Origin of the sequence: Glutamicibacter sp. NPDC090743 (assembly GCF_044769125.1) — a bacterium.
Classification (GTDB): domain Bacteria; phylum Actinomycetota; class Actinomycetes; order Actinomycetales; family Micrococcaceae; genus Glutamicibacter.
In genome coordinates, this window is the sequence record NZ_JBIVXE010000001.1 from 391,844 (window position 1) to 418,166 (window position 26,323).

Consider the following 26,323-nt stretch of genomic DNA (forward strand, 5'->3'; position numbering starts at 1 on the left):
ACGACACCGAGGCAGGAGGCACCGATGGCGATGAAAATGAACAAGAAGCCAGCAGGTTCCAAAGCCGAACTCCCTTGGTACGTGAGATTCGGCAGGATGCTCGGAACCGTCGAGAACTCCAGCGGCCGCATGGCCTCCACCGACTACTGGCTGGTGCTCGTGGGCTCCATCGTGCTGGCCGTTTTCGGTGTGGTCATGGTCCAGTCATCGGCGTCGGTTGAAGCGATCGCGAAGGGCAGGGACGGTTTCACCGTGGCGCTGTCCCAGGGTGGCTTTGCCGCCTTGGGTATTCTCTGCATGCTGGTCATGCAGCGGATCAAGCCGGAAACGCTGAAGCGGCTGGCCTGGCCTTCCGTTATTGCGGCAGTGGTCCTGTTGTTCCTCGTGGCGTTCACGCCATTGGGCCATACGGTGCTCGGCAACCGAAACTGGATCCGCATCGGCGGCTTCGGCCTGCAGCCCAGCGAGTTCGCCAAACTGGCGTTGTCTGTTTTTGCCGCGTTCATGCTGGAAAAGAAGCAGCATCTGCTGCACGACATCAAGCATTTGGTCGTCCCAGTGGTTGCCCCGGTGGGGGTCTTCATTGTTGGCCTCATCGTGGTCGGCAAGGACGTAGGTACAGCGCTGGTCTTGTTGATGATCATTGCCTCGGCGATGTTCTTGGGCGGCATCCGGATGAAGTGGCTGGCGGCGTTTTCGGTGGTCGGTGTCCTGGGCCTGTCCGTGGCGATCTTCGCTTCCTCCAACCGCCGCCAGCGCATCCTCGCTTGGCTTGATACCGATTGCGGCCCGAGCAGCGACCTTTGCTACCAGGCCAGCATGGGCCTTCACGCCTTCGCCTCCGGCGGCTGGTTCGGTGTGGGCGCAGGCCAGTCCCGCATGAAGTGGTCCTATGTGCCTGAGGCGCAGAACGACTTCATCTTCTCCATCCTGGGTGAAGAGTTCGGCCTGATCGGCGTGCTGTTCGTCCTGGTCATGTTCATGCTGCTGGCCTTGGCGATGTATCGCATTGCAGCACGCGCCAAGGACTTGTACACCAAGGTGCTCATGGGTTGCCTGATGTCCTGGGTCATCGGCCAGACCTTCGTGAATCTGGGTACCGTCACCGGCGTACTTCCCGTGATCGGTGTTCCGCTGCCGTTCATTTCCTCCGGCGGCTCGGCGATGCTCGCCATCATGCTGGCAATGGGCTATGTCCTCTCCTCGGCCCGGGCACAAAAACTTGAATTCGAAGCAATGCTGGAAAAGAAACCGGCAAAGAGCAAGAAAACCAAATAGTGCGCCGCTAGCGGCCGCTATCAGAAGCAGAGGCCCATCGCTGAATCTGCGGTGGACGTTGATCCTGCCCATTGGCAGGACTAAGGAGTACAGCAACAGATGAGCGAAGCACTTCGTCTAGTCGTCGCCGGCGGCGGAACTGCCGGCCATATCTCGCCCATGCTGGCCATAGCTGATGCCGTGAAGGCCGAGCATCCCGAAGCAATGGTCACAGCACTGGGTTCTCCCGGTGGCCTGGAAACCAAGCTGGTGCCGGAAGCCGGCTACCCGCTCGAACTCATCCCCAAGGCCCCGATGCCACGCAGCATCAACGTGGATCTGCTCAAGTTCCCTTTCCGTTTCATCAAGGCCATTAACAACGCCAAGAACGTTCTGCGCACTACCAAGGCCGAGGCCGTCCTGGGCGTCGGCGGTTATGTCTGCACCCCGGCATATCTTGCCGCGAAGCAGCTGAAGCTGCCGATCTTCGTGCATGAGGCCAACTCCGTTGCCGGCATGGCCAACAAGCTCGGGGCAAAGAAAGCGGCATTCGTCGGAACCACTTTCGCCAACACCGGGCTGCCCGGTGAGATGCAGGTGGGCATGCCGATGCGCTCCAACGTTGCCACCATGGACAAAGCCGCGCTGCGAGGCGAAGCACGCGGGTACTTCGGTATCACCGGGCAGAAGCCGGTACTTCTGGTCACCGGTGGATCCTCCGGAGCGCAGAGCATCAATACCGCCATCGAGCAGTCCCTGGACGAGCTGAACGCAGCTGGCATCCACACTATCCACATCACCGGACGCGGAAAGCAGATTCTGGACGCCTCGGGCAATCTGCTGTCCCATGAAGGCTACAGCCAGACCGAATACGTGGACCGCATGGACTACGCCTACGCCGTCGCGGATTTGATGATCTGCCGCTCCGGCGCGGGCACCGTCTGCGAACTGGCCGTAGCTGGCACCGCCTCGGTACTGGTTCCGCTGCCCATCGGCAACGGCGAGCAAAAGCTCAACGCCCGTGAGCTGGTCGCTGCCGGGGGAGCCGTCCTGGTTTCCGACGCGGAGTTCACAAAGTCCTATATCACCGAAAATGTCATCAATCTGCTGACCGATCAGCATAAAATTGAAAAGATGTCTCAAGCCGCTGCCTCATTGGGGCAGCGCGACGCCGCGCAGATCATGGCGCGACGGATTATTGATGAAGTTTCAACCCGCCGCCGTGCGGGTCAGGAAGGCTAGAACCATGGCACTGCGAGCCGACGAACTGAACGCCGATCTGGGCAAGGTACACCTGATGGGTGTAGGCGGGGTTGGCGTATCAGCGGTTGCACGGCTGCTGCTCGACTACGGCCTGGCTGTCTCCGGCACCGATGCCAAGGATCTTCCGGTGCTCGATGGCTTGCGTGAGCGCGGCGCGCGCATCCACGTAGGCTACGACCCAGCGAACCTCGGCGACGCCGACACCGTGGTGATCTCCTCGATCATCAAGGCCGGAAACCCGGAATACGACGAGGCACTGCGCCGCGGACTGCGAATCTTGCACCGCTCCGAAGGCCTGGAAGCTACCATGCGCGGCCACGAGAAGATCGTGGCCATCGCCGGTACTCACGGCAAGACCACCACCACTTCGCTGACCGCCCATATGCTCAAGACCATTGGCGCGCGTCCGAGCTTCGCCGTGGGAGCGAATATTCCAAGCCTGGGCACCAACGCCGAGCTCGGATCCGGATCCTACTTCGTGGCCGAAGCGGACGAATCCGACGCTTCCTTCCTCAACTACCGGCCGGATGCCATCATCGTGACCAACGTCGAAGCCGACCACTTGGATCACTACGGTACCGCTGAAGCAGTGCACCAGGCCTTCGTCGACTTCGCCCGGCTATTGCCGGCAGACGGCTTGCTGATCTGCTGTGCAGATGATGAGGGTTCCAACGACTTGGCGCACAAGATGCGCGCAGAGCGTCCGGAAATCCGCGTGCAGACCTACGGCTTCAGCGATCACGCCGACCGCCGCCTTTCCGATGCCCGCGCCACCGAAGACGGCCGCTTCACCGCAACCATCGAATGGGGCAGCGGACAAAGCCGCGTCCTGGATCTGGCAGTGCCCGGCCAGCACAACCTGCTTAATGCTGCCGCCGCATTGTCTGTCGGCATTGATGCAGGTGTGGACGTTGACGAAGCGCTGCAGGCGCTCTCCAGTTTCTCCGGGGCAGCTCGCCGATTCGAATTCAAGGGTGAAGCCGCAGAGGTCCGTGTCTACGACGACTACGCGCACCACCCGACCGAGGTGCAGGCAGCGCTGACCGCCGGCCGTACGGTGGCCGGCACCGGCCGGCTGCACATTGTCTTCCAGCCGCACCTGTTCAGCCGTACCCAAGAGTTCTTCCGCCAATTTGCCCAGGCCTTGTCCCTGGCCGATTCGGTGGCCGTGCTGGATATCTACCCGGCACGTGAAGAACCTATCGATGGCGTGGACAGCGAACTGATCGCATCGCGCATCGAGGTTCCTGCCCAGGTACTTTCGCCGGCAGCCGCTGTAGCGCACGTGGTTGAGCAGTCCGAGCCGGGCGATGTCATCATGACCATTGGCGCCGGCGATGTCACAGCGCTAGGTCCAGACATCGTCAAGTCGCTGAGCTGACGAATTCCGTCCCGAGTCCGAGGCCATCGCAGTTGGTCCACTTCCGTCTACCAAGGTGATCCATGGGTGAAGCAGCAAAAGTCGTAGAACTTCCGGAGAGCCCGGAGAAAAAACGGCGCAAGATCCTGATTATTCTCGCGGCATGCATCGTCGTGCTCAGCCTCGCTGCGGTTTTGATCTTGAGCTTCTCACCGGTGATCGCTGCCAAGAAGATCGAAGTAACCGGCACCAAGCTGGTCAATTCCGAGAAGCTGGGGAAGTCCCTTCAACCATTGAAGGGCGTTCCGCTGCCGCGGATCTCTGAATCGAGGGTCCAGGAGCTGATCGGCGAGCAGCCGGCCATCGACGAAATCGTGGTCAAGGCCCAGATGCCCAACACCTTGGTCGTTGAGGTAATCGAAGCTGTGCCGGTGGCCATCTTGCTGGAGGGCAAGAAGCAGTACCTGGTCTCCGAGACCGGCAAGAAGCTTCGCACCGTCGGCAAGAATGACAAGGACAAGTTGCCCAAGATCAAGGCCACCGACGTTACTGCTGATCCGGAGCAGTTCAAGCTGCTGACCGGAATCTTGAGCACCGTTGACAAGAAAGTGCTCAAGGAAGTCTCAACGGCATCCTTGTCCAAGGCAGGGTTCGCCGAACTGGCGTTGCCGAAGAACCGTACTTTGATTTGGGGAGACGCCAAGAAAGCGGCCCTGAAAAATGAAGTGGCGACGATCTTCTTGAAAGAGCTTGAGAAAAAGCACGCGGCCAAGACGACCATCGACGTCACCAACCCAGAAAATCCCGTGGTCTATTAAGTCGCGGTGCTCTGGGCGCGGGAAGACCAATAAGCCAAGAAATTCTGGAAAGATAGTTTTGAATAAGCGACACGCCTAGGCGGTCGTTGCAGAAAGACCACACGACTCATAGCGTTTCTAATAACGACAGCTTGACAGAATCTTAACCTTAAGGCTAAAGGTGAAGGTCTTTAGCTGGAGTCGTGAAATATGTAGCACATCTAACAAGGGAAGCGGGACGTGGCAGCTCCACAGAATTACCTCGCGGTCATTAAAGTCGTCGGAATCGGCGGTGGCGGTGTAAACGCAGTCAATCGAATGATCGAAGTCGGTCTCAAGGGCGTAGAGTTCATCGCCATTAACACCGATGCCCAGGCTCTGCTTATGAGTGATGCCGACGTCAAACTCGACGTAGGACGCGAACTGACTCGTGGCCTGGGCGCTGGCGCCAACCCTGATGTGGGACGCCAGGCAGCGGAAGATCATGTAGAAGAAATCGAAGACGTCCTGCGCGGCGCGGACATGGTCTTCGTGACCGCTGGCGAAGGCGGCGGTACTGGTACCGGCGGCGCGCCGGTCGTGGCCCGCATTGCCCGCTCGCTTGGCGCGCTGACCATCGGCGTGGTGACCCGTCCATTCACCTTCGAGGGTCGCCGCCGCGCTAACTCCGCCGAGTCGGGCATCGAAGCCCTGCGCGACGAAGTGGATACCCTCATTGTGATCCCGAACGATCGACTGCTGTCGATCTCGGATCGCAACGTATCGGTGCTCGATGCATTCCGCCAGGCTGACCAGGTTCTGCTCTCCGGCGTGCAGGGCATTACCGACCTGATCACCACCTCGGGCCTGATCAACCTCGACTTCGCCGACGTGAAGTCCGTTATGCAGGGCGCAGGCTCGGCATTGATGGGCATCGGTTCGGCGCGGGGCGAAGACCGTGCAGTGAAGGCAGCGGAGCTGGCTATTGCCTCGCCACTGCTCGAAGCTTCTATCGATGGTGCCCACGGCGTCCTGCTCTCCATCCAGGGCGGCTCCGACCTCGGCTTGTTCGAAATCAACGAAGCTGCACGCCTCGTGCAGGAAGTTGCCCACCCGGAAGCCAACATCATCTTCGGTGCCGTCATTGACGACGCCTTGGGCGACGAAGCACGTGTCACCGTGATTGCAGCCGGCTTCGACGAGCCAGATGTCACCAGCAAGCCAATGGCACCGGTCGCAGCAAAGCCAGCTGTCTCCGCGCGCCCGGCTGAGCAAGTGCCAGCGAGCATTCCCGAAACACCAGCACCTGCTGCAACCGAAGCTGCGAAGCCAGCCCAGGTTGCTCATGAGAAGCCAGCTGCCGCAGAGCAGGCTAGCTCCTTCCAGGACCTTCCAGATGTTGTCGACTCGGACCTGAACGGTTCGAACGACGACCTGGATGTCCCGGACTTCCTGAAGTAAAAACAGCAAGAAGCTGAGCAGTGCTACATTTCGCGTCGAACCTCGATCCGAGCATCCAACTGGCATTCACATCGCAGGCTGAGGGAAACCTCGCCCTGCACGTGAATGACGATCCCCGCCTTGTGGCGGAGAATCGAGCCAAATTGGAGGACTTGATCGGGGTTCGACGCTTCTCGCTTAACTTCATGAACCAGGTGCACTCCGCCGATGTATATGAGGTCACGCCGGTGCGGCGCACCTCGTGGCTAGAGCCGGCAGCGCCAACCTGCGATGGATTGCTGGACCCAACTGGCACCCAGCCCCTGGCAGTGATGGTCGCCGACTGCCTTCCGGTGCTCTTTGTCGGAAGAAACACGCGCAATGGGCAAACCCTGAGTGCCGCAACCCACGCCGGCCGGCGCGGGCTGCTCGACGGGATCCTGGCAAAAACGGTCGAGGGCCTGAAAGCTCATGGTGCCGACACAGTGGAAGCCGTGATCGGCCCTTCGATCTGCGGCCGATGCTATGAAGTTCCAGAAAGCATGGCCCAGGAATCCGAAGAGTTGCGCACCGGGATTCGCACCACGACTCGCTGGGGGACCCATGGGCTGGACCTTCCGGCCTCAGCCGAACAAGAACTGCGCGGCCTCGGGGTGGACGTGCGGCAATCCGGTGTCTGCACCTTGGAAGACGAAAGCTACTATTCCTACCGGCGTTCAAGCCGTGCAGGACGACTTGCCGGACTCATCTGGACCGCCGCGTAGGCGTGCGCGACACACCGCCAAGAATTGATCGAATGAACGATGCCTGCATTATTTTGTGCGGTAGCGTCGAAGTAGCGGAAGCGTGCAATGGGGTTGCATGCATGGGATAAACGAGGAGAAACATCGTGGCTGACGGACTGCGTAAGGCAATGGTATATCTCGGCTTGGCGGACGCCGTCGAGCAGGAAGAGACCCAGACACAACACGCTGAGCCCAAAACCCAGGTTCGGGTAGTTGAGGACACAGCTCCAAAGCGACCTGCCGAAGCCCCACGCCCACAGCCTGTTGCAAGGCAGGCTGCGCCGCAAACTCAAGCTAGAGAACCAGAGACGGAATACCGTGCTCCGGTCACCCCTATTAAGCGTGCCCCTTCAGTACGGGATGAGGATTCCGAATTGCGTCAGATTACTACCGTCCACCCTCGTTCTTATAACGATGCCAAGATCATCGGTGAGAACTTCCGTGACGGCATCCCGGTGATTATGAATGTCACCGACATGGGTGAAACCGATGCCAAGCGCCTCGTCGACTTCTCGGCAGGACTTGTTTTCGCCCTGCACGGCTCCATTGAGCGAGTCACGAACAAAGTCTTCTTGCTCTCGCCAGCGACCGTTGAGGTCCTCGGTGAAGATCGCAAGCAGTCCGAAGCGCAAGCAACCTTCTTTAATCAGAGCTAAGACACCAGGAGCAAAAGCACAAAATGGTGTTCGGGATCATCTATCTCGCGTTAGCCATCCTCCAGATTCTGCTCTTGATGAGAATTGTGTTGGATGTAACGGAAAGCTTTGCTCGCCACTGGCGACCCAAAGGCATCGCATTGATTGTCGCAAGTGCAATCGTGTCGATTACCGATCCTCCGCTGCGCTGGTTGCGCCGGAAGATCAAACCCCTGGATCTCGGCGGAATCCGCCTTGACCTGTCCTTTCTTGTGTTGTTCATCGTCGTAATCATTCTTAAAGCGGTGGTAGCCAACCTGGGCCTCAGGACAGGGATCTGATTAGGGCATTTCCGTGCTTCACGGGGATTGTCCTGAGCAGTCAAAAGCTGTAGATTCAAATAATAAGAGACTCGCGCGTAAGCTCGATTTCGTAATAATTGTCCAAATCGTTATATCCTTTAGGAAATGGTGCTCCGACTTCACCGGTCGCGACACTGACAAAAACGGTAAGTGTTTCGCAAGGCAAGACAATGGTCGTGCGGAAATGATCCCAGTATTGAGGTGACCCAATGGCTCTGACGCCAGAAGACGTAGTCAATAAGCGGTTTCAGCCGACCAAGTTCCGTGAAGGCTACGACCAAGACGAGGTAGATGACTTCCTCGACGAAATCGTTGTGGAGCTGCGTCGCCTAACCGGTGAGAACGAGGCTCTGCGCAGCCGCCTTGCCGAACTTGGCGAAGATGCGGGTTCGGTATCGAAGGAGCAGGCTGTTCCTGCACCTGTTTCGGCCGCTCCAGTTACTCCTGCTGCTCCAGCTGCTAAGCCAGCTGAAGAGAAGAAGGCAGAAGCTAAGCCTGCAGAGCCAGCGAAGGCAGAAACCCCAGCTGCCAAGCCAGCTGAGGAAAAGAAGGCAGAAGCTAAGCCAGCTGCCGCTGAGAAGGCACCTGCAGCTCCGGCCGCAGCAGCAGCGCCAGCTGCAACTCCTCGCTCCGAATCCGCAGAGTCGGCAGCCAACGTGCTGTCCATGGCTCAGCGTCTGCACGACGAGTACGTCGCTGCCGGTGTCGAGCAGCGCGACAAGATCATCTCCGAAGCGAAGACCGAAGCTAACACCTTGGTCACCACCGCTGAAGAGAAGAGCCGCAAGACCTTGTCGGCCTTGGAGCAGCAGAAGTCGGTTCTGGAGCGCAAGCTCGAGCAGTTGCGTGGCTTCGAACGCGATTACCGTGCTCGCCTGAAGACCTACATCGAAGGACAGCTGCGTGACCTTGAGTCCCAGGGTTCGATCGATGCTGGTGCGGCAGGCAAGACCAGCTAGTCGCTGACAGTTCATAACTTGATCTAGCTATCAAGTAAGATCAACGGTGGTGAACGGATACATTCCGATCACCACCGTTGACGTTTAAGAGGAAATAATGGGTACCACTGTGGACGCAGTTCAATCCGGAAACGCGGGCGCGAAGGCGAAGAAATACGTTGGCCTTGGCCTCGTGATCGCTCTGATCGCGCTGGTACTGGACCAAACCGTCAAAATTGCCGTTGAACAGAACATGCGGCTTGGCCAATCGATTGAAGTGATTCCCGGATTCTTCAACATCCACTACATCCTGAACCCTGGTGCCGCCTTCTCCATCGGCGAAGACTTCACCATAGTCTTCGCGATCCTGCAATCGGCAGTCGCGGTCTACGTCATTTACCTGTTTTTCCGCAAGGTGCTGTCCAGAAGCTGGGCCATAGCCCTGGGCTGCCTGCTCGGCGGTGTCCTGGGCAATGTCGTGGACCGGCTGTTCCGTGAACCGGGCTTCGGATTCGGCCATGTGGTAGACATGTTTTCCGTCACCCACTTCGCTATCTTCAACGTCGCCGACTCCTTCATCGTCTGTTCCATGATCGCGGTGGCGTACATGCTCATCCGCGGGCGCAACCTCGATGGCAGCATTGGCGATCCTCCAAAGAAAGACAAGTCCAACAAGGACGAAGCAGAACCAAACGCATGATCTCGAACGAAACCACCATTCACGAACTGCTTGTTGACCCAGCCGATGCCGGCGCACGCCTTGACGCCTATATCTCCCGGTCCCTGCAGATCCCGCGCACCTTGGCTTCGAGCCTTTGCAAGGATTCGCAGATCCAGGTCAACGGACGAACCATTGCCAAATCTCTGAAGATCAAGGCGGGGGACCAGCTGGTAGTCACCATCCCGCCGCAGGCAGACCCATTAGAAATTAAGGTTGAGAAAGTGGAAGAGCTGAAGATTATCGCGGACGACGATGACTATGTGGTCATCGACAAGCCCGTGGGTGTCGCAGCCCATCCATCCCCGGGGTGGGTGGGCCCGACAGTTGTCGGCGCACTCATGGCCGAGGGCTACAACATCACCACTTCCGGTGCCGCCGAACGCCAAGGCATAGTGCACCGCTTGGACGTGGGCACCAGCGGCCTGATGGTCGTGGCGAAAACCGAACGCGCCTACACCGAACTGAAGCGCGCCTTCAAGGAACGCACCCCCAAGAAGATCTACCATGCGGTGGTGCAGGGCCTGCCTGACCCGCTGGAAGGCACCATCGACGCGCCGATCGGGCGCCACCCGGGCCACGACTGGAAGTTCGCTGTCCTGGATGGCGGGCGGGACTCGGTCACCCACTACAAGGTGATCGAGGCCTTTGGCCGCGCCTCGCTGGTCGAGGTGCAACTGGAAACCGGGCGCACCCACCAGATCCGCGTCCACTTCTCAGCCTTCGGGCACCCTTGTGCCGGAGACCAGACCTACGGAGCGGATCCCAAGCTGGGTGCCGCTCTGGGCCTGACCCGGCAGTGGCTGCATGCAAAACGTCTTGGATTCTCCCATCCGGTCTCCGGCCAGTGGATGGAATACGAAAGCGAATATCCTGCGGATCTGGCAGGCGCCGTCGAGCTGCTGCGCGAAGGCGGATACTGAGTTCCAAGGTGCTGTTGACCACTGGCCGGCAGCACCTTGTGTCGTGCTAGCCACAGCACCGCGCCGGGGTGGGCCCAAGTCCGGGTTTGATCGCTAGACTGGTTGGGTGAGTGCTACACGTGACGGATTTGTCCATCTTCATACCCACACCGAATACTCCATGCTGGACGGTGCGGCGCGCCTAGGCGAACTCTTCGCCGAAGCTAACCGGCAGGGCATGGAAGCCATGGCGATTACCGACCATGGCTACCTGTTCGGTGCCTTCGATTTCTGGCGCCAAGCCACCGGAGCTGGCGTTAAGCCGATCATCGGCGTAGAAGCCTATGTCACCCCGGGCACCGCGCGCGACGACAAGACCCGCGTGAAATGGCGTACCGACGAATCGCAAAAGGGCGATGACGTTTCCGGTGGCGGCCTGTACAACCACATGACCCTGCTCTCGTACAACAACAAGGGCATGGACAACCTTTTCAAGGGTTCGTCCCGCGCCTCGCTGGACTCCGTGTTCGGCAAATACCCGCGCTGGGACCGCGAGCTGCTCAACGAGCACCACGAAGGCCTCATTGCCACGACCGGCTGCCCTTCGGGTGAAGTCCAGACCAAGCTTCGCCTGGGCCAGTACGATGCGGCGAAGGCGGCCGCGGCTGAACTGCAGGATTTATTCGGCAAGGAAAACTACTTCTGCGAGATCATGGACCACGGTCTGGAGATCGAACGCCGCATCACCAAGGACCTGCTGCGCCTGGCCAAGGAACTGGGCATTCCGCTGGTGGCTACCAACGACCTGCACTACACCCATGAATCCGATGCCAAGGCCCACGAGGCGCTGCTGGCCATCAACTCCGGCTCCACGCTTGACGAGCCCACCTATGACCAGGGCGGCAGCCGCTTCGCTTTTTCCGGCACCGGCTACTACCTGAAATCGGCGCGCGAAATGCGCGATTTGTTCAAGGAATTTCCTGAAGCCTGCGACAACACCCTGGCGATCGCCGATCGTGTCGAGGTCTCCTTCGACACGAACGCCAACTACATGCCGAAATTCCCTTGCCCGCCGGGGGAGGACGAAACCAGCTGGCTGATCAAGGAAGTCGACAAGGGACTGCACTACCGCTACCCGAACGGCATCCCAGAAGCTTCGCGCAAGCAGGCAGACTACGAGCTGGACGTCATCATCAAGATGGGCTTCCCGGGATACTTCCTGGTCGTGGCCGACTTCATCAACTGGTCCAAGGACCACGGCATCCGTGTTGGCCCGGGGCGTGGTTCGGGTGCAGGCTCCATGGTCGCCTACGCCATGCGCATCACGGATCTCGATCCGCTGGTGCACGGCCTGATCTTCGAGCGTTTCCTGAACCCGGAACGTGTTTCCATGCCCGACTTCGATGTCGACTTCGATGATCGCCGCCGTTCCGAGGTCATCAAGTACGTGACCGAGAAGTACGGTGATGAGCGCGTATCGATGATCGTGACCTACGGTTCAATCAAGACCAAGCAGGCGCTGAAGGACTCATCGCGCGTGCTCGGCTACCCGTTCAGCATGGGCGAGACCCTGACCAAGGCGCTGCCGCCGGCGGTGATGGCCAAGGACATCCCGCTGAACGACATCGAGAACCCGCAATCCAAGCGCTATTCGGAGGCGGGGGACTTCCGCAACCTGGTGGCCAATGACCCGGAGGCGGCCCGCGTCTTCGAGACGGCCAAGGGCCTGGAAGGCCTGAAGCGCCAGTGGGGCGTGCACGCCGCCGGCGTGATCATGAGCTCGGACCCGATCATCGACGTCATCCCCATCATGCGGCGCATCCAGGATGGACAGGTCATTACCCAGTTCGACTACCCGACCTGTGAAGGCCTGGGGCTGATCAAGATGGACTTCCTGGGGTTGCGCAACCTCACCATCATTTCCGATGCCCTGGAGAACATCGAGTACAACACCGGCACCAAAATCGACCTCGAGACCCTGAGTATCGAGGACCCCGAGGCCTACAACCTGCTGGCCCGCGGCGACACCCTGGGCGTGTTCCAGCTCGATGGCGGTCCCATGCGCTCGCTGCTGAAGATGATGCGCCCCGATAACTTCGAAGACATCTCCGCAGTGATCGCGCTGTACCGTCCGGGCCCGATGGGCGCCAACTCCCACACCAACTACGCCCTGCGCAAGACCGGGTTGCAGGAAGTCACCCCAATCCACCCGGAGCTCGCTGAACCGCTGGCAGAGATCCTCGGCGGCACCTACGGCCTGATCGTGTATCAGGAGCAGGTTATGGCTATTGCGCAGAAGCTGGCCGGCTACTCGCTGGGCCAGGCCGATATCTTGCGCCGTGCCATGGGCAAGAAGAAGAAGTCGGAACTGGATAAGCAGTTCGCCGGCTTCAAGCAGGGCATGAACGACAACGGCTACTCGGACGCCGCCGTGCAGACCCTGTGGGACATCTTGCTGCCATTCTCCGACTACGCGTTCAACAAGGCCCACTCGGCCGCGTACGGCGTGGTCTCCTACTGGACCGCCTACCTCAAGGCGCACTACCCGGCCGAATACATGGCCGCGCTGCTGACCTCGGTGGGCGATGACAAGGACAAGCTGGCACTGTACCTGAACGAATGCCGCCACATCGGAATCACCGTGCTGCCGCCGGATGTCAACGAATCGGCGTTGAACTTCACCCCAGTGGGCAAGGATATCCGCTTCGGCATGGGAGCCATCCGCAACGTCGGCACCAATGCGGTGGCCGGCATGGTCGAGGCCCGCACGGAGAAGGGCAACTACAACGACTTCAACGATTTCCTGGGCAAGGTCCCGGCCGTGGTCTGCAACAAGCGAACCATTGAATCGCTGATCAAGGCCGGTGCCTTCGACTCCATGAAGCATCCACGCCGGGCGCTGGTGGCCATCCACGAAGAAGCCGTGGATTCGGTGATCCAGGTCAAGCGCAACGAGGCGGCCAACCAGTTCGACCTGTTCAGCGCCCTGGGCGCGGATGAGTCCTCGGAGTCGATGCACGTGGCGATCCCCGACATGCCCGATTGGGACAAGAAGGAAAAACTGGCCTACGAGCGCGACATGCTCGGCCTGTACGTTTCCGACCACCCGCTGCAGGGACTGGGCTCGGCCCTGGACCAGTACGCTGACATGCCGGTCACGCACGTGCTCTCGGATGACGGCCCGCAGGATGGCCACATTATTTCCATCGCCGGCATGATTTCCGGTCTGCAGCGGCGCATCGCCAAGAAGAGCGGCAACCCGTATGCGCGCTGCGAGATCGAAGACCTCTCCGGTTCGATGGAGGTCATGTTCTTCGGCCAGGCCTACCAGCCGATCGCCGAGATCCTGGCCGATGACCTGATCGTGGTCATCAAGGGGCGCGTGCAGCGCCGCGATGACGGCTCCATCACCCTGAACGCGCAGGAAATGATGATCCCGGAAATTTCCGAGGATGCCAACGGGGGACCGGTAGTCATCGGCATTCCGACACACAAGGCCACCGAAACCCTGGTGCAGAAGCTGGGTGATGTGCTGCGCACGCACAGTGGCAACACCGAGGTGCGGGTGAAGCTCACCGGCAGCCGCGGCACCTCGCTGCTGCGCCTGGGCATGAACTTCAGGGTAAACCCCAATCCTGCCTTGTTCGGCGATTTGAAGGTGCTGCTGGGCCCGCACTGCCTGGACGTATAGGTAATCGGATCACGGCTTGGATGACCGTGGAAGGTAACTAATGAACCTTCCCCGGTCATCGGCGTTAAACTAGGTAGGTGAGCACTATTCCAGAAACCGAATTCTCAGCACTCGCCACCCTTGATTGGCGCAACGAATCCCTGGGCTACGCACAGCTGAAAGCCAAGCTGCCGCGCCCGGAGATGAACTCCCAGACCGCTGCCGAAACCGTGCAGCAGATCATCGATAATGTCCGCGCCCATGGCATGGAAACACTCAAGGACCTGGCCCAGCGCTTTGACCACGTTGAGCTGGAACATACCCGTGTGCCGCAGCATGAGCTGGACCGCGCCCTGGAAGAACTGGACCCTCAGGTCCGCCTGGCGCTGGAAGAATCCATTGACCGCGCCCGCGTATTCGCCAAGGCCCAGCGCCCCGACGACGCCGAAGTCCGCTACGCTACCGGGGCAACTGTCACCCAGCGCTGGGTCCCGGTGCGCCGCGTCGGCCTGTACGTGCCAGGTGGCCTGGCCGTCTACCCGTCCTCGGTCATCATGAACGCCGTACCTGCCCAGGCAGCCGGCGTCAGCTCGCTAGCCCTGGCCAGCCCGCCGCAGAAGGAATTCGCCGGACTGCCGCACCCCACCATCCTGGCTGCCGCCAAGCTGCTGGGCATCGACGAGGTGCACGCCATGGGCGGTGCCCAGGCTGTTGCCGCGTTCGCCTACGGGGTGGACCTGCCGAACGATGAGCGTGGCGGGATCGAACCGGTTGACGTGATCTCCGGTCCAGGCAACGTGTTCGTGGCAACCGCCAAGCGCTTGGTCAAGGGCGTGGTAGGCATTGACGCTGAAGCTGGTCCTACGGAAATCGCGATTCTTGCCGACAAGGGAGCTAACCCGGGCTTCGTCGCTGCCGATATGATTTCGCAGGCAGAACACGATGCCAACGCCGCGGCCGTGCTGATTACCGATTCACCTGAACTGGCTGCTGGCGTGCGCAAGGAACTCATGGTGCAGGTTGCCGCCACCAAGCACTCCGCCCGTGTGACAGAGGCACTGTCAGGATCCCAATCGGCCGTCATCTTGGTCAAGGACCTGGAACAGGGGATCGAGGTGTGCAACGCCTACGCCGCCGAGCACCTGGAAATCATGGTGGCCGAGGCGGAATCCACCGCGGCCCGCATCACCGCTGCTGGCGCCGTGTTTGTCGGCGCCTATGCCCCGGTTTCGCTGGGCGACTACTGCGCAGGATCCAACCACGTGCTGCCGACCAGTGGCACCGCGCTGCACGCCTCGGGGCTGAACGTGAATACCTTCTTGAAAGCCATCCAGGTGATCAACTACGACAAGGCCGCGCTGGGCGAAGTGGCCGCTCACGTGATTAATCTTGCCAATGCCGAGGACCTGCCAGCCCATGGAGACGCGGTCGCGGTGCGAAACGCGCAATAGACGCTAAACTGTTAGGTGACATGAGTTGATTCTTGCCACCATGGGTGAACCGAGAATGCTTCTTAGGCTACAGATGGAGGTGCCGTGAACTGCCCGTATTGCCGCAATGCGGATTCCCGAGTGGTCGATAGTCGAGTTGCCGACGACGGCGTCTCGATCCGCCGCCGACGCCAGTGCACGGCTTGTTCGCGCCGTTTCACCACCACCGAAACTGCCAGCCTCAACGTGCTCAAGCAGTCCGGTGCCGTAGAACCGTTCTCGCGCAACAAGGTCATTAACGGTGTTCGCAAGGCCTGCCAGGGCCGCCCGGTCACCGATCACGATCTTGCCGTCCTGGCCCAGGAAGTCGAAGAGGCAGTCCGGACCTCCGGGGCTGCTGAAATCCCGGCCCACCAGGTGGGCTTGGCCATCTTGGAGCCATTGTCGCGCCTCGACGAGGTCGCTTACTTGCGCTTTGCCAGTGTCTACCACAACTTCCAGTCGCTGACTGATTTCGAGACCGCCATTGCCCTGCTGCGCGATCGCCGTGGCAAGGTTCCGCAGGGAAACCAGCGTCCGCTCTCGGCCGACTAGCAGTTTTCGCATAGAGCAAACGCCAGTGCCCCAGACCTTTCGAGGTCGCGGGCACTGGCGTTTGGCGTAGGCGTCGCAGCGGCTATGGCAGGGTGAGAATTTCCGCGCCATCGTCGGTGACCAGCAGGGTGTGCTCGAACTGCGCGGTGCGCTTCTTGTCCTTGGTGGTCACGGTCCAGTCGTCTTCCCACATGTCCCATTCGACGGTGCCCAAGGTGAGCATCGGCTCGATGGTGAAAACCATGCCCGGCTCGATGGGAGTGTTGTAGGCCGGCGCCGCATCGTAGTGCGGGATGATCAAGCCGGAATGGAAGGCCTCGCCGACGCCGTGGCCGGTGAAGTCGCGGACCACGCCGTAGCCGAACCGCTTGGCGTAGGTTTCAATGCTTCGGCCGATAACATTGATCTCACGCCCTGGCATCACGGCCTTGATAGCGCGCTTCAGCGAGTTTTCGGTGCGCTCGACCAGCAGGCGCGATTCTTCATCCACGTCACCGACCAGGAAGGTGGCGTTGTTATCTCCGTGAACGCCACCGATGAAGGCGGTGATATCGATATTGATGATGTCGCCATCTTGCAACACGGTGGTGTCCGGGATGCCGTGGCAGATGACCTCGTTCAACGAGGAGCACAGCGACTTGGGGAATCCGCGGTAGCCCAGGGTTGACGGGTAGGCGTTGTGATCCATGAGGAATTCGTGGCCAAGCCGATCGAGCTGGTCGGTGGTGGCTCCCGGCTGGCAAGCCTTGCCAACTTCCTGCAGTGCCTGAGCGGCAATTCTTGAAGCTATGCGAATGCGTTCGATGACTTCTGGGCTTTTGATTTCCGAAGCCGTGTTGCTGGCAGGTTCCTTCTTGCCAACGTATTCGGGGCGTTCAATGTGTTTCGGTACCGGAAGTTCCGGGGAGACCGTGCCGGCGGTGAGATTTCCAAGGGGTGCAGTTGAAGCAATAGCCATGCTTTTATTCTAGCTTCACGTATCTGCCGCTTCGCTAGGAGATAGCCGATAGATCAGGTGGTGTTGCACCTATTTTCCGCCGGTTGGGATACCGTGGAAGAAGCAGCAAGAATCGAGAGTAGAGGAGTTTTCCATGAGCTCAGTTGGCACCCCGGGCGAGGGGCAGTACTGGTACAACGTCTCGACCAAGACCGTGGAGAATGGCCCGCAGTCTGATTGGTCGCAGTTGCTTGGCCCATATGACACGGTTGCTGAAGCCGAAGCGGCAATGGCGAAAGTCCAGGCACGCAATGAGGCGTGGGACGACGCAGAAGAAGACGACGAGTAGAAGTCAAGGGCACCGAGCCAGGCCGGTGCGGCGAATGGCAAAGCGGTGCGCTGCCACGATGGATGACATCGAGGCAGCGCACCGCTTTGCGATATGGCGTGAGCCGGCTTCTATTCCTTGAACTCGTACTCTGCCGAGGGGAAGGTGCCGGAAACTACGTCCTGGTGGTACTCGCGCACCGCGTTGCCGATAACTTCACGCAGATCAGCGTACTTCTTCACGAAGCGCGGGGTGCGCCCTCCGCCAAGACCCAGCATGTCCTGCCAAACCAGGACCTGTCCGGTGGTGGAGTTGCCAGCGCCGATGCCGATGGTCGGCACCTTCAGCGCGGCATCGATTTTGGCAGCGACCGGGCTTGGCACCATTTCCATCAGGATGCAGAAGGCGCCTGCATCCTGCAATTGCACAGCGTCGTGCTTCATCTGCTCTACAGCGTCGCCACGGCCCTGCACGCGGTACCCGCCCAATGCATGCTCGGACTGCGGAGTGAATCCGATGTGCCCGATAACGGGAACTCCGGCAAGGACCATGGCGCGGACATGCTCGGCGTATTGCGCGGTGCCCTCCATCTTGACCGCGTGGGCATGGCCTTCCTTCATCAGGCGCACCGCAGTGGCAACGGCCTGGGCAGGGGACTGCTCGTAGCTGCCAAACGGGAGGTCGGCAACGACCATGGCGCGTTTGGCCCCGTTGGCGACAGCTTTGGTGAACATGATCATTTCGTCGAGGGTAATGGGCAGCGTGGACTCGTAGCCGAGTACGGTATTGGCAGCGGAGTCGCCAACCAGCAGCATCTCGATCCCGGCCGAATCGAAAATCTCTGCCATCATTACGTCATAAGCAGTTAACATCGCGAATTTTTCGCCATTGTCCTTGGCCTGCTGCAAATGATGAAGTCGGATACGGGACGGGCCTTTTTCAGGGTTCCCTAGGTATGGTTGTGGCATGAATCGACTTTATCGCACTTGCACAGGGCGATGCTGATCGTTGGGACGGTTCTGAACCGATATAGTGTTGCCACAGGTCAATTTTCTTACCGGTTGTGATCAGCGCCGGATATCAGAATCCCAAAGGTGGTGGAAAATGGATCGTCAGCAGGAATTTGTACTGCGCACCATTGAAGAACGCGACGTTCGATTTGTGCGAATGTGGTTTACTGACGTCGTTGGTTCGCTCAAGTCGGTGGCGTTGGCTCCTGCTGAAGTTGAAGATGCTTTCGAAGAAGGTCTGGGATTCGATGGTTCCTCCATTGATGGACTGTCCCGGATCTCCGAGTCTGACATGTTGCTTCAGCCAGATCCTGCCACCTTCCAGATCCTGCCGTGGCGCGGCGAAGTCGAACCGACCTCCCGCATGTTCTGCGACATCCTGACCCCTGAGGGCCAGCCGTCAAATGCAGATCCGCGCCAGGTGCTCAAGCGCCAGCTGGCCGAAGCATCGAATATGGGTTTCACTTGCTACACCCACCCGGAGATCGAATTCTATTTGCTGGAGAACGATCAGCTGGATGCCAATGGCCGTCCCCAGCCGATCGACAACGGTGGCTACTTCGACCACGTGCCAGATGGCGTTGGGCAGGACTTCCGCCGTGCTTCCGTGACCACGCTGGAAGCGCTGGGCATTTCGGTGGAGTTCTCCCACCACGAAACAGGTCCAGGCCAGAACGAAATCGATCTGCGCTACGCAGATGCCTTGCAGACCGCCGACAACATCATGACCTTCCGTACCGTCATCAAGGAGATGGCGATGCAAAAGGGCATCCACGCAACCTTCATGCCCAAGCCATTTGCCGACCATCCGGGCAGCGGCATGCATACCCACTTCTCCTTGTTCGAAGGTGACGCTAACGCGTTCTTCGAAGCTGGCCGCGAATACCAGCTCTCCGATGTGGCCCGGTCCTTCATCGCCGGCATCTTGCACCATGCGCCGGAAATGACCGCCATCACCAACCAGTACGTGAACTCGTACAAGCGGTTGTGGGGTGGAGGGGAGGCGCCGAGCCACCGTTCGTGGGGGCACAACAACCGCTCGGCACTGGTCCGCGTGCCGCTGTACAAGCCAGGCAAGGGACAGTCCGCCCGCGTGGAATACCGCGGTATCGACTCGGCAGCCAATCCGTACCTGGCCTACGCAGTATTGCTGGGCGCTGGGCTGAAGGGCATCCGCGAAGGCTACGAGCTGGAAGAGCCAACCGAGGATGATGTCTGGAGCCTGTCCACGGCAGAACGCCGCGCCTCGGGCCACGTTCCGCTGCCTGGCAGCCTGCACGACGCATTGCGCGCCATGGAAGAGTCGGAACTGATGGCCGAGATCCTCGGCGAGCAGGTATTCAACTCGTTCCTGTCGAACAAGCGCACCGAATGGGAAGAATACCGCCAGGTCATTACCCCATACGAACTGAACAAGTATTTGGGAATCCTCTAGAGACTTCGCCGCGTGAAGCTGCGCGGCGAAATGCGGGAGAACACGAGACGCCATGCCGGAAGTACCCTCGCGAGCATTGCTCAACGCTGGCTTCAGCGACATCGAAAGGGCCAAGAAATTCCTTCAGGCCGAGGAACTGTCCCGGATTGATCCCAGCCTGATCGTGAGCAAGATGGCGCATGCGCCAGATCCGGACCAGGCACTGCTGCTGGCCCTGCGGTTGGTAGATCGGCACCCGGAAGTCATCGATATCTTCCTGGAGCCCGATAGCTGCCAAGGGCTCGTCAGGCTTCTGGGCAGCTCTTCTGCGCTCGGGGAGTTCCTCATGCGTTGTCCCGAGGCGCTGGAGATCGTCCGCCACGCCCCACCCGGTGAATTCGTCCCCGTGCCCGCGGAACAGCTGGTCGAGGACTTGCTGGCATCGATCGAGGCCAAGCAATCAGACGGCGGGCACTGGGTCTCTTCCTGCACCGGTGCTGAAGCGCGTCAGCGCTTGCGCACCGCCTACCGCAAGGCATTGCTCTCGCTGGCCCACCGGGACTTGGGTTCCACCCAGCCTCAACGCATTCTGCCCCTGGTCGCCGCCGAACTGGCCGACATGGCTGGTGCCGCGTTGGAGGGGGCATTGGCCATTGCCCGGGCCGAAGCCGCCGAACAATATGATGCTGGCGACGTTGATCGGGTTAAGATCACCATCATTGGCATGGGCAAGTGCGGTGCACGTGAACTGAACTATATTTCGGACGTCGATGTCATTTACGTCCACGATTCCACGCTGGGAATCGATGACGATCTGGCGGCCGCGATCGCGACGGTGATCTGCGGGAACACGGCACGTGCACTGATGGTCTCTGGCCCTGAGCCGATGCTCTGGGAAGTGGATGCGAATCTTCGCCCCGAGGGCAAGGACGGGGCCTTGACCCGTACGCTCTCATCCCATGAAGCGTATTACCGCCGGTGGGCCCATTCATGGGAATTCCAAGCCCTGCTCAAGGCCCGCGCGATTGCCGGCGACAAGGAACTGGGACGCTCTTATGAGCGGATGGTTTCGCCAATGGTGTGGTCCAGTTCCGAGCGTGAGGGCTTCGTTGAATCCGTCCAGGCCATGCGCCGACGCGTCAGCGACAACATCGACAAGCAAGATGTTGCGTGGCAAATCAAGCTGGGCCCCGGTGGGCTGCGCGATGTCGAATTCACCGTCCAGCTGCTCCAACTCGTCCATGGTCGAGTCGACCCCGCCATCCAGGTGCCAACCACCACCCTGGCCATCCAAGCGATGAGCGATATCGGCTACATCGGCCGTGATGATGCGACGAATTTCGATGACTCATACCGTTTCCTGCGCTTGCTGGAGCACCGGATACAGCTCAGCCAATTGCGCCGTACCCACTTGATGCCCCGGGCAGAAAGCGCCCAGCGCGTGCTTGCACGATCGATCCGTGGTGCCGGAGACCTGCAGCTCAGCAGCCCGGAGAAGCTGATGCGCCGCTGGAATGAAACCAAGCGCATGGTGCGTTCGCTGCACGAGCGTATTTTCTACCGTCCGCTCCTGGTCAGTAGTTCCAACCTCTCGGCCGATGACGTCAAGCTCACCGCCGAATCGGCGCAAGCCCGCTTGCGCGCCCTGGGCTATCTCGACCCGAAGGCGGCGATGCGGCACATTGAAGCCCTGACCGGTGGGGTCTCGCGCAGTGCGTCATTGCAACGGCAATTGCTGCCGGTACTCCTGGACTGGTTTGCCCGCGGGGTTGACCCGGATGCTGGATTGCTGGGCTTCCGCCGGCTCAGCGAAGCACTGGGCAAGTCCCATTGGTTCCTCGGCATGCTGCGCGATACCAACGCTGCCGCTGAACGGCTGAGCCACTTGCTCTCCAATACGCGCTTCCTGACCGACCTGCTGGCCAACGAGCCGGCGGCGGCCGCTTGGCTGGGCTCCGACGCCTCCTTGACGCCGCAGACATTCGAGAACCTGCTGCAGCAGAACACCTCGATCATCCATCGCACGAAGCAGCCAGAAGCTGCCATCCGCATGATCCGCATGGTGCGCCGCCGCGAATTCTTGCGTGTCGCGCTTGCCGACGGCGCTGGCCTGCTGACCGTTGAGGAAGTTGGCGTAGCACTCTCGAACATCGACGCCGCCATGGTTGACGGGGTGCTGAAGGTCCTCTTGGCTGCTGACCAGGCCAAGCACGGGGAACATGCTGTCGTTTCGGTCATTGCCATGGGCCGCCAAGGCGGTCGGGAAATCGGTTACGGCTCTGATGCGGACGTCCTGTTCGTGCAGCGCCCGGTTCCTGGCGCCACGGCCCAAGCTGCTCAAGAACAAGCGCTTCGGGTAGTTACCGACCTGGTGTCGTGGACCGCCAAACCGTTGAAACCGGCCATTCCAGCTGAAGTGAAATTGAAAGTGGATTCGGATCTGCGCCCCGAGGGCCGCCAGGGAATGCTGGTCCGTTCTCTCGACGCCTACGCCACCTATTACCAGCGATGGGTGGAAATCTGGGAACGCCAGGCGTTGCAGCGTGCACGCCCGTTTGCCGGCGATGACCAGTTGGCTGAAGATTTCATGGAATTGATTAGGCCGGTGCGCTACGGCAAGGGACTGGACGAGTCGGAGATCCGGGATATCCGCAAGATCAAGGCCCGCGTTGAATCCGAACGGCTCCCGCGAGGTGCCGACCCCAACCGCCACCTGAAACTGGGACGAGGCTCGCTCTCGGACATTGAATGGCTGGTGCAGTTCTACCAGTTGCAATACGCCTGGAAGCACGAATCCCTGCGCACCACCTCGACGCTCCAGGCGTTGGAAGAGCTGGCGAAATTGGAGCTCATTGCGCAAGACGATAGCGAACTGCTGGCGATTGCTTGGCGGCTGGCTACGCAGATTCGCAGTGCTGAAATCATCACGTCCGGACGTTCCAGCGATGTCTTGCCGAGTTCGGCGCGCGATATGGAAGCCGTGGCTCGGTGGTGCGGCTATGAGCCGCACTTTGGCGTGGAACTCGAAGAAGACTACTTGCGTGCAACCCGGCACGCGCGTGGCATCTTTGAACTGCTGTTCTACGGCTTTGAGGACTAGGAACCGCGGTGGCCGTTGAAACGCTGCTGGAACGTTCCTGGAGCCCGCTGGCTGCTTCATCCAGGCCATGGCAACGCCGCGTGCTGCTGGGCGGGGGAGCAGCCCTGTGGAACGATGCGTGCGTTGCTTTGCTCCGTTGGGAAGTCAAGACACGCAGCGGGTTCAGCCTCCAGCCGCAGTTGCCGGTCGCTGTGGGCCAGCAACCCTTGATCACCATCGGTGTCGGACCGTTGCGCATCCATGAACCTGTGGAGGTAGTTGACGTCATTGCGGAAAGTGATTGGGTAGGGTTTTCCTACCGGACGCTGCCGGGGCATCCGGTTCAGGGTGTGGAAGCTTTCATTCTTGAACGCGCGGACGAGCAAGTTTTCCTGCTGATCAGGTCGGTCACGGAACCTTCTGATGTGCCTGCTTGGCGTCGAGTCTTCAAGGTGCTGCTCCTGGCGCAGTGGGTGACACGTCAGCGTTACCTTCGTGCGCTGAAACCTTAGTCCGCAACCGGCAATTTCCTGCGCTTCCCGCCGGAACAGGATGCGGGGGACTAGGGTGGGGATTGTAATCTCTACGCGAATAATGAGTGCAGGGGAGCTTCGAAAATGCTGGACCCAAAGATGCTGCAGGCTGCCATTAATCAGTCCTTGCTGGCCCTGGAATCCAATGACAGCGGACCATTTGGCGCGGTGGTAGTCCTTGACGGAAAAGTCGTTTCCGCTGGCTACAACTCGGTGGTGGGTAGCCAGGATCCAACGGCGCACGCCGAAATCAATGCCATCCGCGCAGCGGGACAAGCACTGGGAACCTTCGATCTGTCGCAATGCGAGCTCTACACCAGCTGCGAGCCATGTCCCATGTGCATGGGTGCCATCTATTGGTCCCGCTTCAAGCATGTCTACTACGCGAATACGCGCGAGGAAGCCGCGAAGATCGGCTTCGATGATGATTTCATTTACAAGGAGCTTGAGCTTCCCATGAGCGAGCGGAAAATTCCGTTTACCAAGGTTGAAGATTCCGGTGCGCTCAGGGCATTTGAGCTTTGGGAAGCAAAGAGCGACAAGCAGGAATACTAGTACTTGTTATCGGGGCGGCACTTGCCCTGAGCGCGATGGCCGCCAATGTGCGGGCCCGCACTGATGCTTAAACAGAGGAGTCCGCACAAGTGCTAGAACATAGTTCTTGCGCTTTGTGCGGACTCCTCTGCAAACTACACGGGGCGATGCCCCGTCAGCTGATTAGCAACCGTAGTAGAGCTCGAACTCGTATGGGTTCGGGCGCAGGCTCAATGGCTTGATTTCGTTTTCACGCTTGTACTCAACCCAAGTCTGGATCAGGTCTTCGGTGAAGACGCCGCCTTCGAGCAGGAACTCGTGATCAGCTTCCAGGGCCTTGAGCGCCTCTTCGAGGCTTTCAGGTGCGCGCTGGATTTCCTTGGCCTCTTCGGCAGGAAGCTCGTAGAGGTCCTTGTCGATTGGCTCTGCAGGTTCAATGCGGTTCTTGATGCCGTCCAGGCCAGCCATCAGCTGGGCTGCGAACGCCAGGTATGGGTTCGAGGAAGCATCCGGAGCGCGGAACTCGATACGCTTCGCCTTAGGGTTCGAACCGGTGATAGGGATACGGATACCGGCAGAGCGGTTGCCCTGCGAGTAAACCATGTTCACTGGAGCTTCGTAGCCCTTGACCAGGCGGCGGTAGGAGTTCACGGTTGGGTTGGTGAACGCGAGCACGGCGTCTGCGTGCTTCAGCAGGCCGCCGATGTACCAGCGTGCGGTATCGGACAGGCCAGCGTAGCCCTTTTCGTCGTAGAACAGCGGTTCGCCGTTGGACCACAGCGACTGGTGCACGTGCATGCCCGAGCCGTTGTCGCCGAAGACTGGCTTTGGCATGAAGGTTGCGGACTTGCCCCACGCGTCAGCGACGTTCTTCACGATGTACTTGAAGAGCATCAGTTCATCAGCGGAGTGGACCATGGTGTTGAACTTGTAGTTGATTTCTGCCTGGCCGGCAGCGCCCACCTCGTGGTGGCTGCGCTCAACCTCAAGGCCAGCCTTGTCCAGCTCGACGCAGATCGCGTCGCGCAGGTCAGCCTGCTTGTCAGTCGGTGCAACTGGGAAGTAGCCGCCCTTGTACGGGGTCTTGTAACCCTGGTTGCCGCCTTCTTCCTTGCGGCCGGTGTTCCAAGGTGCCTCGTCGGAATCGATCGAGTAGAACGCGCCCTGTGGCTTGGATTCGTAGCGAACGTCTTCGAAGATGAAGAATTCTGCTTCTGGGGCGAAGAACGCGGTGTCAGCGATACCGGTCGATTCCAGGTAAGCCTCGGCGCGTTCGGCAACGCCACGTGGGTCGCGGTGGTAAGGCTCACCGGTGCGTGGGTTGATGATCGAGAAGTTGAAGGCTAGGGTCTTTTCCAGGCGGAAGGGATCGATGAAGCCGGTGGTGACGTCCGGGATCAGCTGCATGTCGGAATCAGAGATGCCGGCGAAGCCGCGGATGGAAGAACCATCGAAGAGCTGGCCGTTGACGAAGAAGTCGGCATCCACGGACTTGGCAGGCACGTTGAAGTGCTGCTGTACACCTGGTAGGTCGGTGAAACGGATATCGACGAACTTGATGTCCTCTTCGGCAATATATGCCAAGACTTCTTCTGGACTGGTAAACATGTGCAGGTGACTCCCTGGTGAGATATAAGGTTTGGTAAACGGAACCGGTAGCCGGAATGATCCGGCTGGTCCTCTTGCTTACGTATCAAGCTTACCTATAATCCATTTCTGAATGGTGTCTCTATTGTTTCCAACCTGTTACAAGCGGAGAATCCGGGCGTGTCGTATCGCGCTGATCTGCGCTGATTGCCTGCTGTAACAATCTGACTTGCATACTTGCTACCTGGTTATCGCGTTCTAACTGGCGCACAGAATCGCTGGATAGACTGTATTGGTGGAAAGAAAAGACTTCAGCTCGTGGCTTGAAGGGCCGCCGCAGCATAATACGCAACAATGGCCCGGGCAGGATATGGGGCGCCCCGAGAAGGGCCCCGGCTCAATTGCCAGATTCCCGCGACGGGTCGGTGCACTGCTCTTGGACTGGGGGCTCTCGATGTTGCTGAGCTGGTGGCTGTTTGACAGCCACGATCTGGCAACATTGAGCCTGTTCTGCGCCGGGCAGATCATCGGTGTCGGATTCACCGGGCACACGATTGGGCACCGTACCTTTGGAATGCAGGTGCAGTCGCTGGATGGAACCGCAATCAAGCCGTTGCAAGGCCTGATTCGTTCCTTGCTGCTTTGCTTGGCTATTCCGGCCTTCGTCACCGACAAGGACCAGCGTGGACTGCATGATCGTTTGCCCAAGACCATCCTGGTGAATATCTCCTAGCAATAGATCCGGACAGCAAGAAAGAAGCCGCAACTAGA

Annotated in this window: 23 protein-coding genes; 20 read left to right on the top strand and 3 right to left on the bottom strand. The window is 59.8% G+C overall.

Annotation, left to right across the window (positions count from 1 at the left end; all coding sequences use genetic code 11):
• Positions 1 to 24 precede the first annotated feature (24 nt).
• The 14 genes from ftsW (at position 25) to nrdR (ending at position 16,130) form a co-directional block, all read left to right on the top strand.
• On the top strand, positions 25 to 1,278 hold the full coding sequence (gene ftsW, locus ACIQTS_RS01910) for a putative lipid II flippase FtsW (RefSeq protein WP_400288274.1): 1,254 nt from the start codon (positions 25 to 27) through the stop codon (positions 1,276 to 1,278).
• A gap of 99 nt (positions 1,279 to 1,377) precedes the next feature.
• Positions 1,378 to 2,499, top strand: a complete 1,122-nt coding sequence (murG, locus tag ACIQTS_RS01915; protein ID WP_402470824.1) for an undecaprenyldiphospho-muramoylpentapeptide beta-N-acetylglucosaminyltransferase — start codon at positions 1,378 to 1,380, stop codon at positions 2,497 to 2,499.
• Between the two features lie 4 nt (positions 2,500 to 2,503).
• A complete protein-coding gene (gene murC, locus ACIQTS_RS01920; protein WP_400288272.1) occupies positions 2,504 to 3,901 on the top strand; it encodes a UDP-N-acetylmuramate--L-alanine ligase in 1,398 nt (465 codons plus the stop codon).
• 62 nt (positions 3,902 to 3,963) lie between these two features.
• Positions 3,964 to 4,698 (top strand): FtsQ-type POTRA domain-containing protein, encoded by a 735-nt coding sequence (locus ACIQTS_RS01925; RefSeq protein WP_332730616.1) that lies wholly within the window; start codon positions 3,964 to 3,966, stop codon positions 4,696 to 4,698.
• A 219-nt stretch (positions 4,699 to 4,917) separates the two neighbouring features.
• Positions 4,918 to 6,117 carry a cell division protein FtsZ gene (gene ftsZ / locus ACIQTS_RS01930; RefSeq protein WP_105656797.1) on the top strand — a complete coding sequence of 400 codons (1,200 nt, stop codon included), beginning with the start codon at positions 4,918 to 4,920 and terminating at the stop codon, positions 6,115 to 6,117.
• Positions 6,118 to 6,137: 20 nt separating this feature from the next.
• Positions 6,138 to 6,860 carry a polyphenol oxidase family protein gene (locus ACIQTS_RS01935; RefSeq protein ID WP_133834279.1) on the top strand — a complete coding sequence of 241 codons (723 nt, stop codon included), beginning with the start codon at positions 6,138 to 6,140 and terminating at the stop codon, positions 6,858 to 6,860.
• Between the two features lie 125 nt (positions 6,861 to 6,985).
• Positions 6,986 to 7,537, top strand: a complete 552-nt coding sequence (locus tag ACIQTS_RS01940; RefSeq protein WP_105656795.1) for a cell division protein SepF — start codon at positions 6,986 to 6,988, stop codon at positions 7,535 to 7,537.
• A gap of 23 nt (positions 7,538 to 7,560) precedes the next feature.
• On the top strand, positions 7,561 to 7,857 hold the full coding sequence (locus ACIQTS_RS01945; RefSeq protein WP_105656794.1) for a YggT family protein: 297 nt from the start codon (positions 7,561 to 7,563) through the stop codon (positions 7,855 to 7,857).
• A gap of 230 nt (positions 7,858 to 8,087) precedes the next feature.
• Positions 8,088 to 8,837, top strand: a complete 750-nt coding sequence (locus tag ACIQTS_RS01950) for a DivIVA domain-containing protein (protein ID WP_105656793.1) — start codon at positions 8,088 to 8,090, stop codon at positions 8,835 to 8,837.
• Positions 8,838 to 8,934: 97 nt separating this feature from the next.
• A complete protein-coding gene (gene lspA / locus ACIQTS_RS01955) occupies positions 8,935 to 9,516 on the top strand; it encodes a signal peptidase II (RefSeq protein WP_332485981.1) in 582 nt (193 codons plus the stop codon).
• The gene (locus ACIQTS_RS01960) at positions 9,513 to 10,457 is read left to right on the top strand and encodes an RluA family pseudouridine synthase (protein ID WP_105656791.1); all 945 of its coding nucleotides are present in this window, start codon (positions 9,513 to 9,515) and stop codon (positions 10,455 to 10,457) included. The genes lspA and ACIQTS_RS01960 overlap by 4 nt, the downstream gene beginning before the upstream one ends.
• 106 nt (positions 10,458 to 10,563) lie before the next feature.
• Entirely contained in the window at positions 10,564 to 14,127 is a 3,564-nt protein-coding gene (dnaE, locus tag ACIQTS_RS01965) for a DNA polymerase III subunit alpha (RefSeq protein WP_105656790.1), read from the top strand.
• 77 nt (positions 14,128 to 14,204) lie between these two features.
• Positions 14,205 to 15,557 (top strand): histidinol dehydrogenase, encoded by a 1,353-nt coding sequence (hisD, locus tag ACIQTS_RS01970; RefSeq protein ID WP_402470830.1) that lies wholly within the window; start codon positions 14,205 to 14,207, stop codon positions 15,555 to 15,557.
• Positions 15,558 to 15,641: 84 nt separating this feature from the next.
• Positions 15,642 to 16,130, top strand: coding sequence for a transcriptional regulator NrdR (gene nrdR, locus ACIQTS_RS01975; RefSeq protein WP_402470832.1), 489 nt, complete (start codon positions 15,642 to 15,644; stop codon positions 16,128 to 16,130).
• An 82-nt stretch (positions 16,131 to 16,212) separates the two neighbouring features.
• Here nrdR and map read toward each other — a convergent pair whose 3' ends face one another.
• A complete protein-coding gene (gene map, locus ACIQTS_RS01980) occupies positions 16,213 to 17,088 on the bottom strand; it encodes a type I methionyl aminopeptidase (RefSeq protein ID WP_105656787.1) in 876 nt (291 codons plus the stop codon).
• A 133-nt stretch (positions 17,089 to 17,221) separates the two neighbouring features.
• On the opposite strand from map, the gene ACIQTS_RS01985 reads away from it, so the two are divergent.
• A complete protein-coding gene (locus ACIQTS_RS01985; protein WP_105656786.1) occupies positions 17,222 to 17,416 on the top strand; it encodes a hypothetical protein in 195 nt (64 codons plus the stop codon).
• A 110-nt stretch (positions 17,417 to 17,526) separates the two neighbouring features.
• Here the strand turns inward: ACIQTS_RS01985 and panB are convergent, their stop codons facing one another.
• Positions 17,527 to 18,363, bottom strand: a complete 837-nt coding sequence (gene panB / locus ACIQTS_RS01990) for a 3-methyl-2-oxobutanoate hydroxymethyltransferase (RefSeq protein ID WP_402470836.1) — start codon at positions 18,361 to 18,363, stop codon at positions 17,527 to 17,529.
• Positions 18,364 to 18,499: 136 nt separating this feature from the next.
• Here panB and glnA (ACIQTS_RS01995) point away from each other — a divergent pair, with 136 nt between their 5' ends.
• From glnA (ACIQTS_RS01995) to ACIQTS_RS02010, 4 genes are all read left to right on the top strand, one after another.
• Entirely contained in the window at positions 18,500 to 19,840 is a 1,341-nt protein-coding gene (glnA, locus tag ACIQTS_RS01995; RefSeq protein ID WP_105656784.1) for a type I glutamate--ammonia ligase, read from the top strand.
• A 52-nt stretch (positions 19,841 to 19,892) separates the two neighbouring features.
• Complete coding sequence (locus ACIQTS_RS02000; protein ID WP_400288261.1) at positions 19,893 to 22,919, top strand: bifunctional [glutamine synthetase] adenylyltransferase/[glutamine synthetase]-adenylyl-L-tyrosine phosphorylase; 3,027 nt, start codon at positions 19,893 to 19,895, stop codon at positions 22,917 to 22,919.
• A gap of 8 nt (positions 22,920 to 22,927) precedes the next feature.
• Positions 22,928 to 23,410: a DUF1990 family protein gene (locus ACIQTS_RS02005; protein ID WP_400288259.1), complete on the top strand. Its 483-nt coding sequence runs from the start codon at positions 22,928 to 22,930 to the stop codon at positions 23,408 to 23,410.
• 105 nt (positions 23,411 to 23,515) lie between these two features.
• Positions 23,516 to 23,986, top strand: coding sequence for a nucleoside deaminase (locus tag ACIQTS_RS02010; RefSeq protein WP_402470839.1), 471 nt, complete (start codon positions 23,516 to 23,518; stop codon positions 23,984 to 23,986).
• A 162-nt stretch (positions 23,987 to 24,148) separates the two neighbouring features.
• On the opposite strand, the gene glnA (ACIQTS_RS02015) is transcribed toward ACIQTS_RS02010, so the two are convergent.
• Positions 24,149 to 25,573: a type I glutamate--ammonia ligase gene (gene glnA, locus ACIQTS_RS02015; protein ID WP_400288257.1), complete on the bottom strand. Its 1,425-nt coding sequence runs from the start codon at positions 25,571 to 25,573 to the stop codon at positions 24,149 to 24,151.
• Positions 25,574 to 25,847: 274 nt separating this feature from the next.
• On the opposite strand from glnA (ACIQTS_RS02015), the gene ACIQTS_RS02020 reads away from it, so the two are divergent.
• Complete coding sequence (locus tag ACIQTS_RS02020; RefSeq protein WP_400288256.1) at positions 25,848 to 26,285, top strand: RDD family protein; 438 nt, start codon at positions 25,848 to 25,850, stop codon at positions 26,283 to 26,285.
• Positions 26,286 to 26,323: the final 38 nt, after the last annotated feature.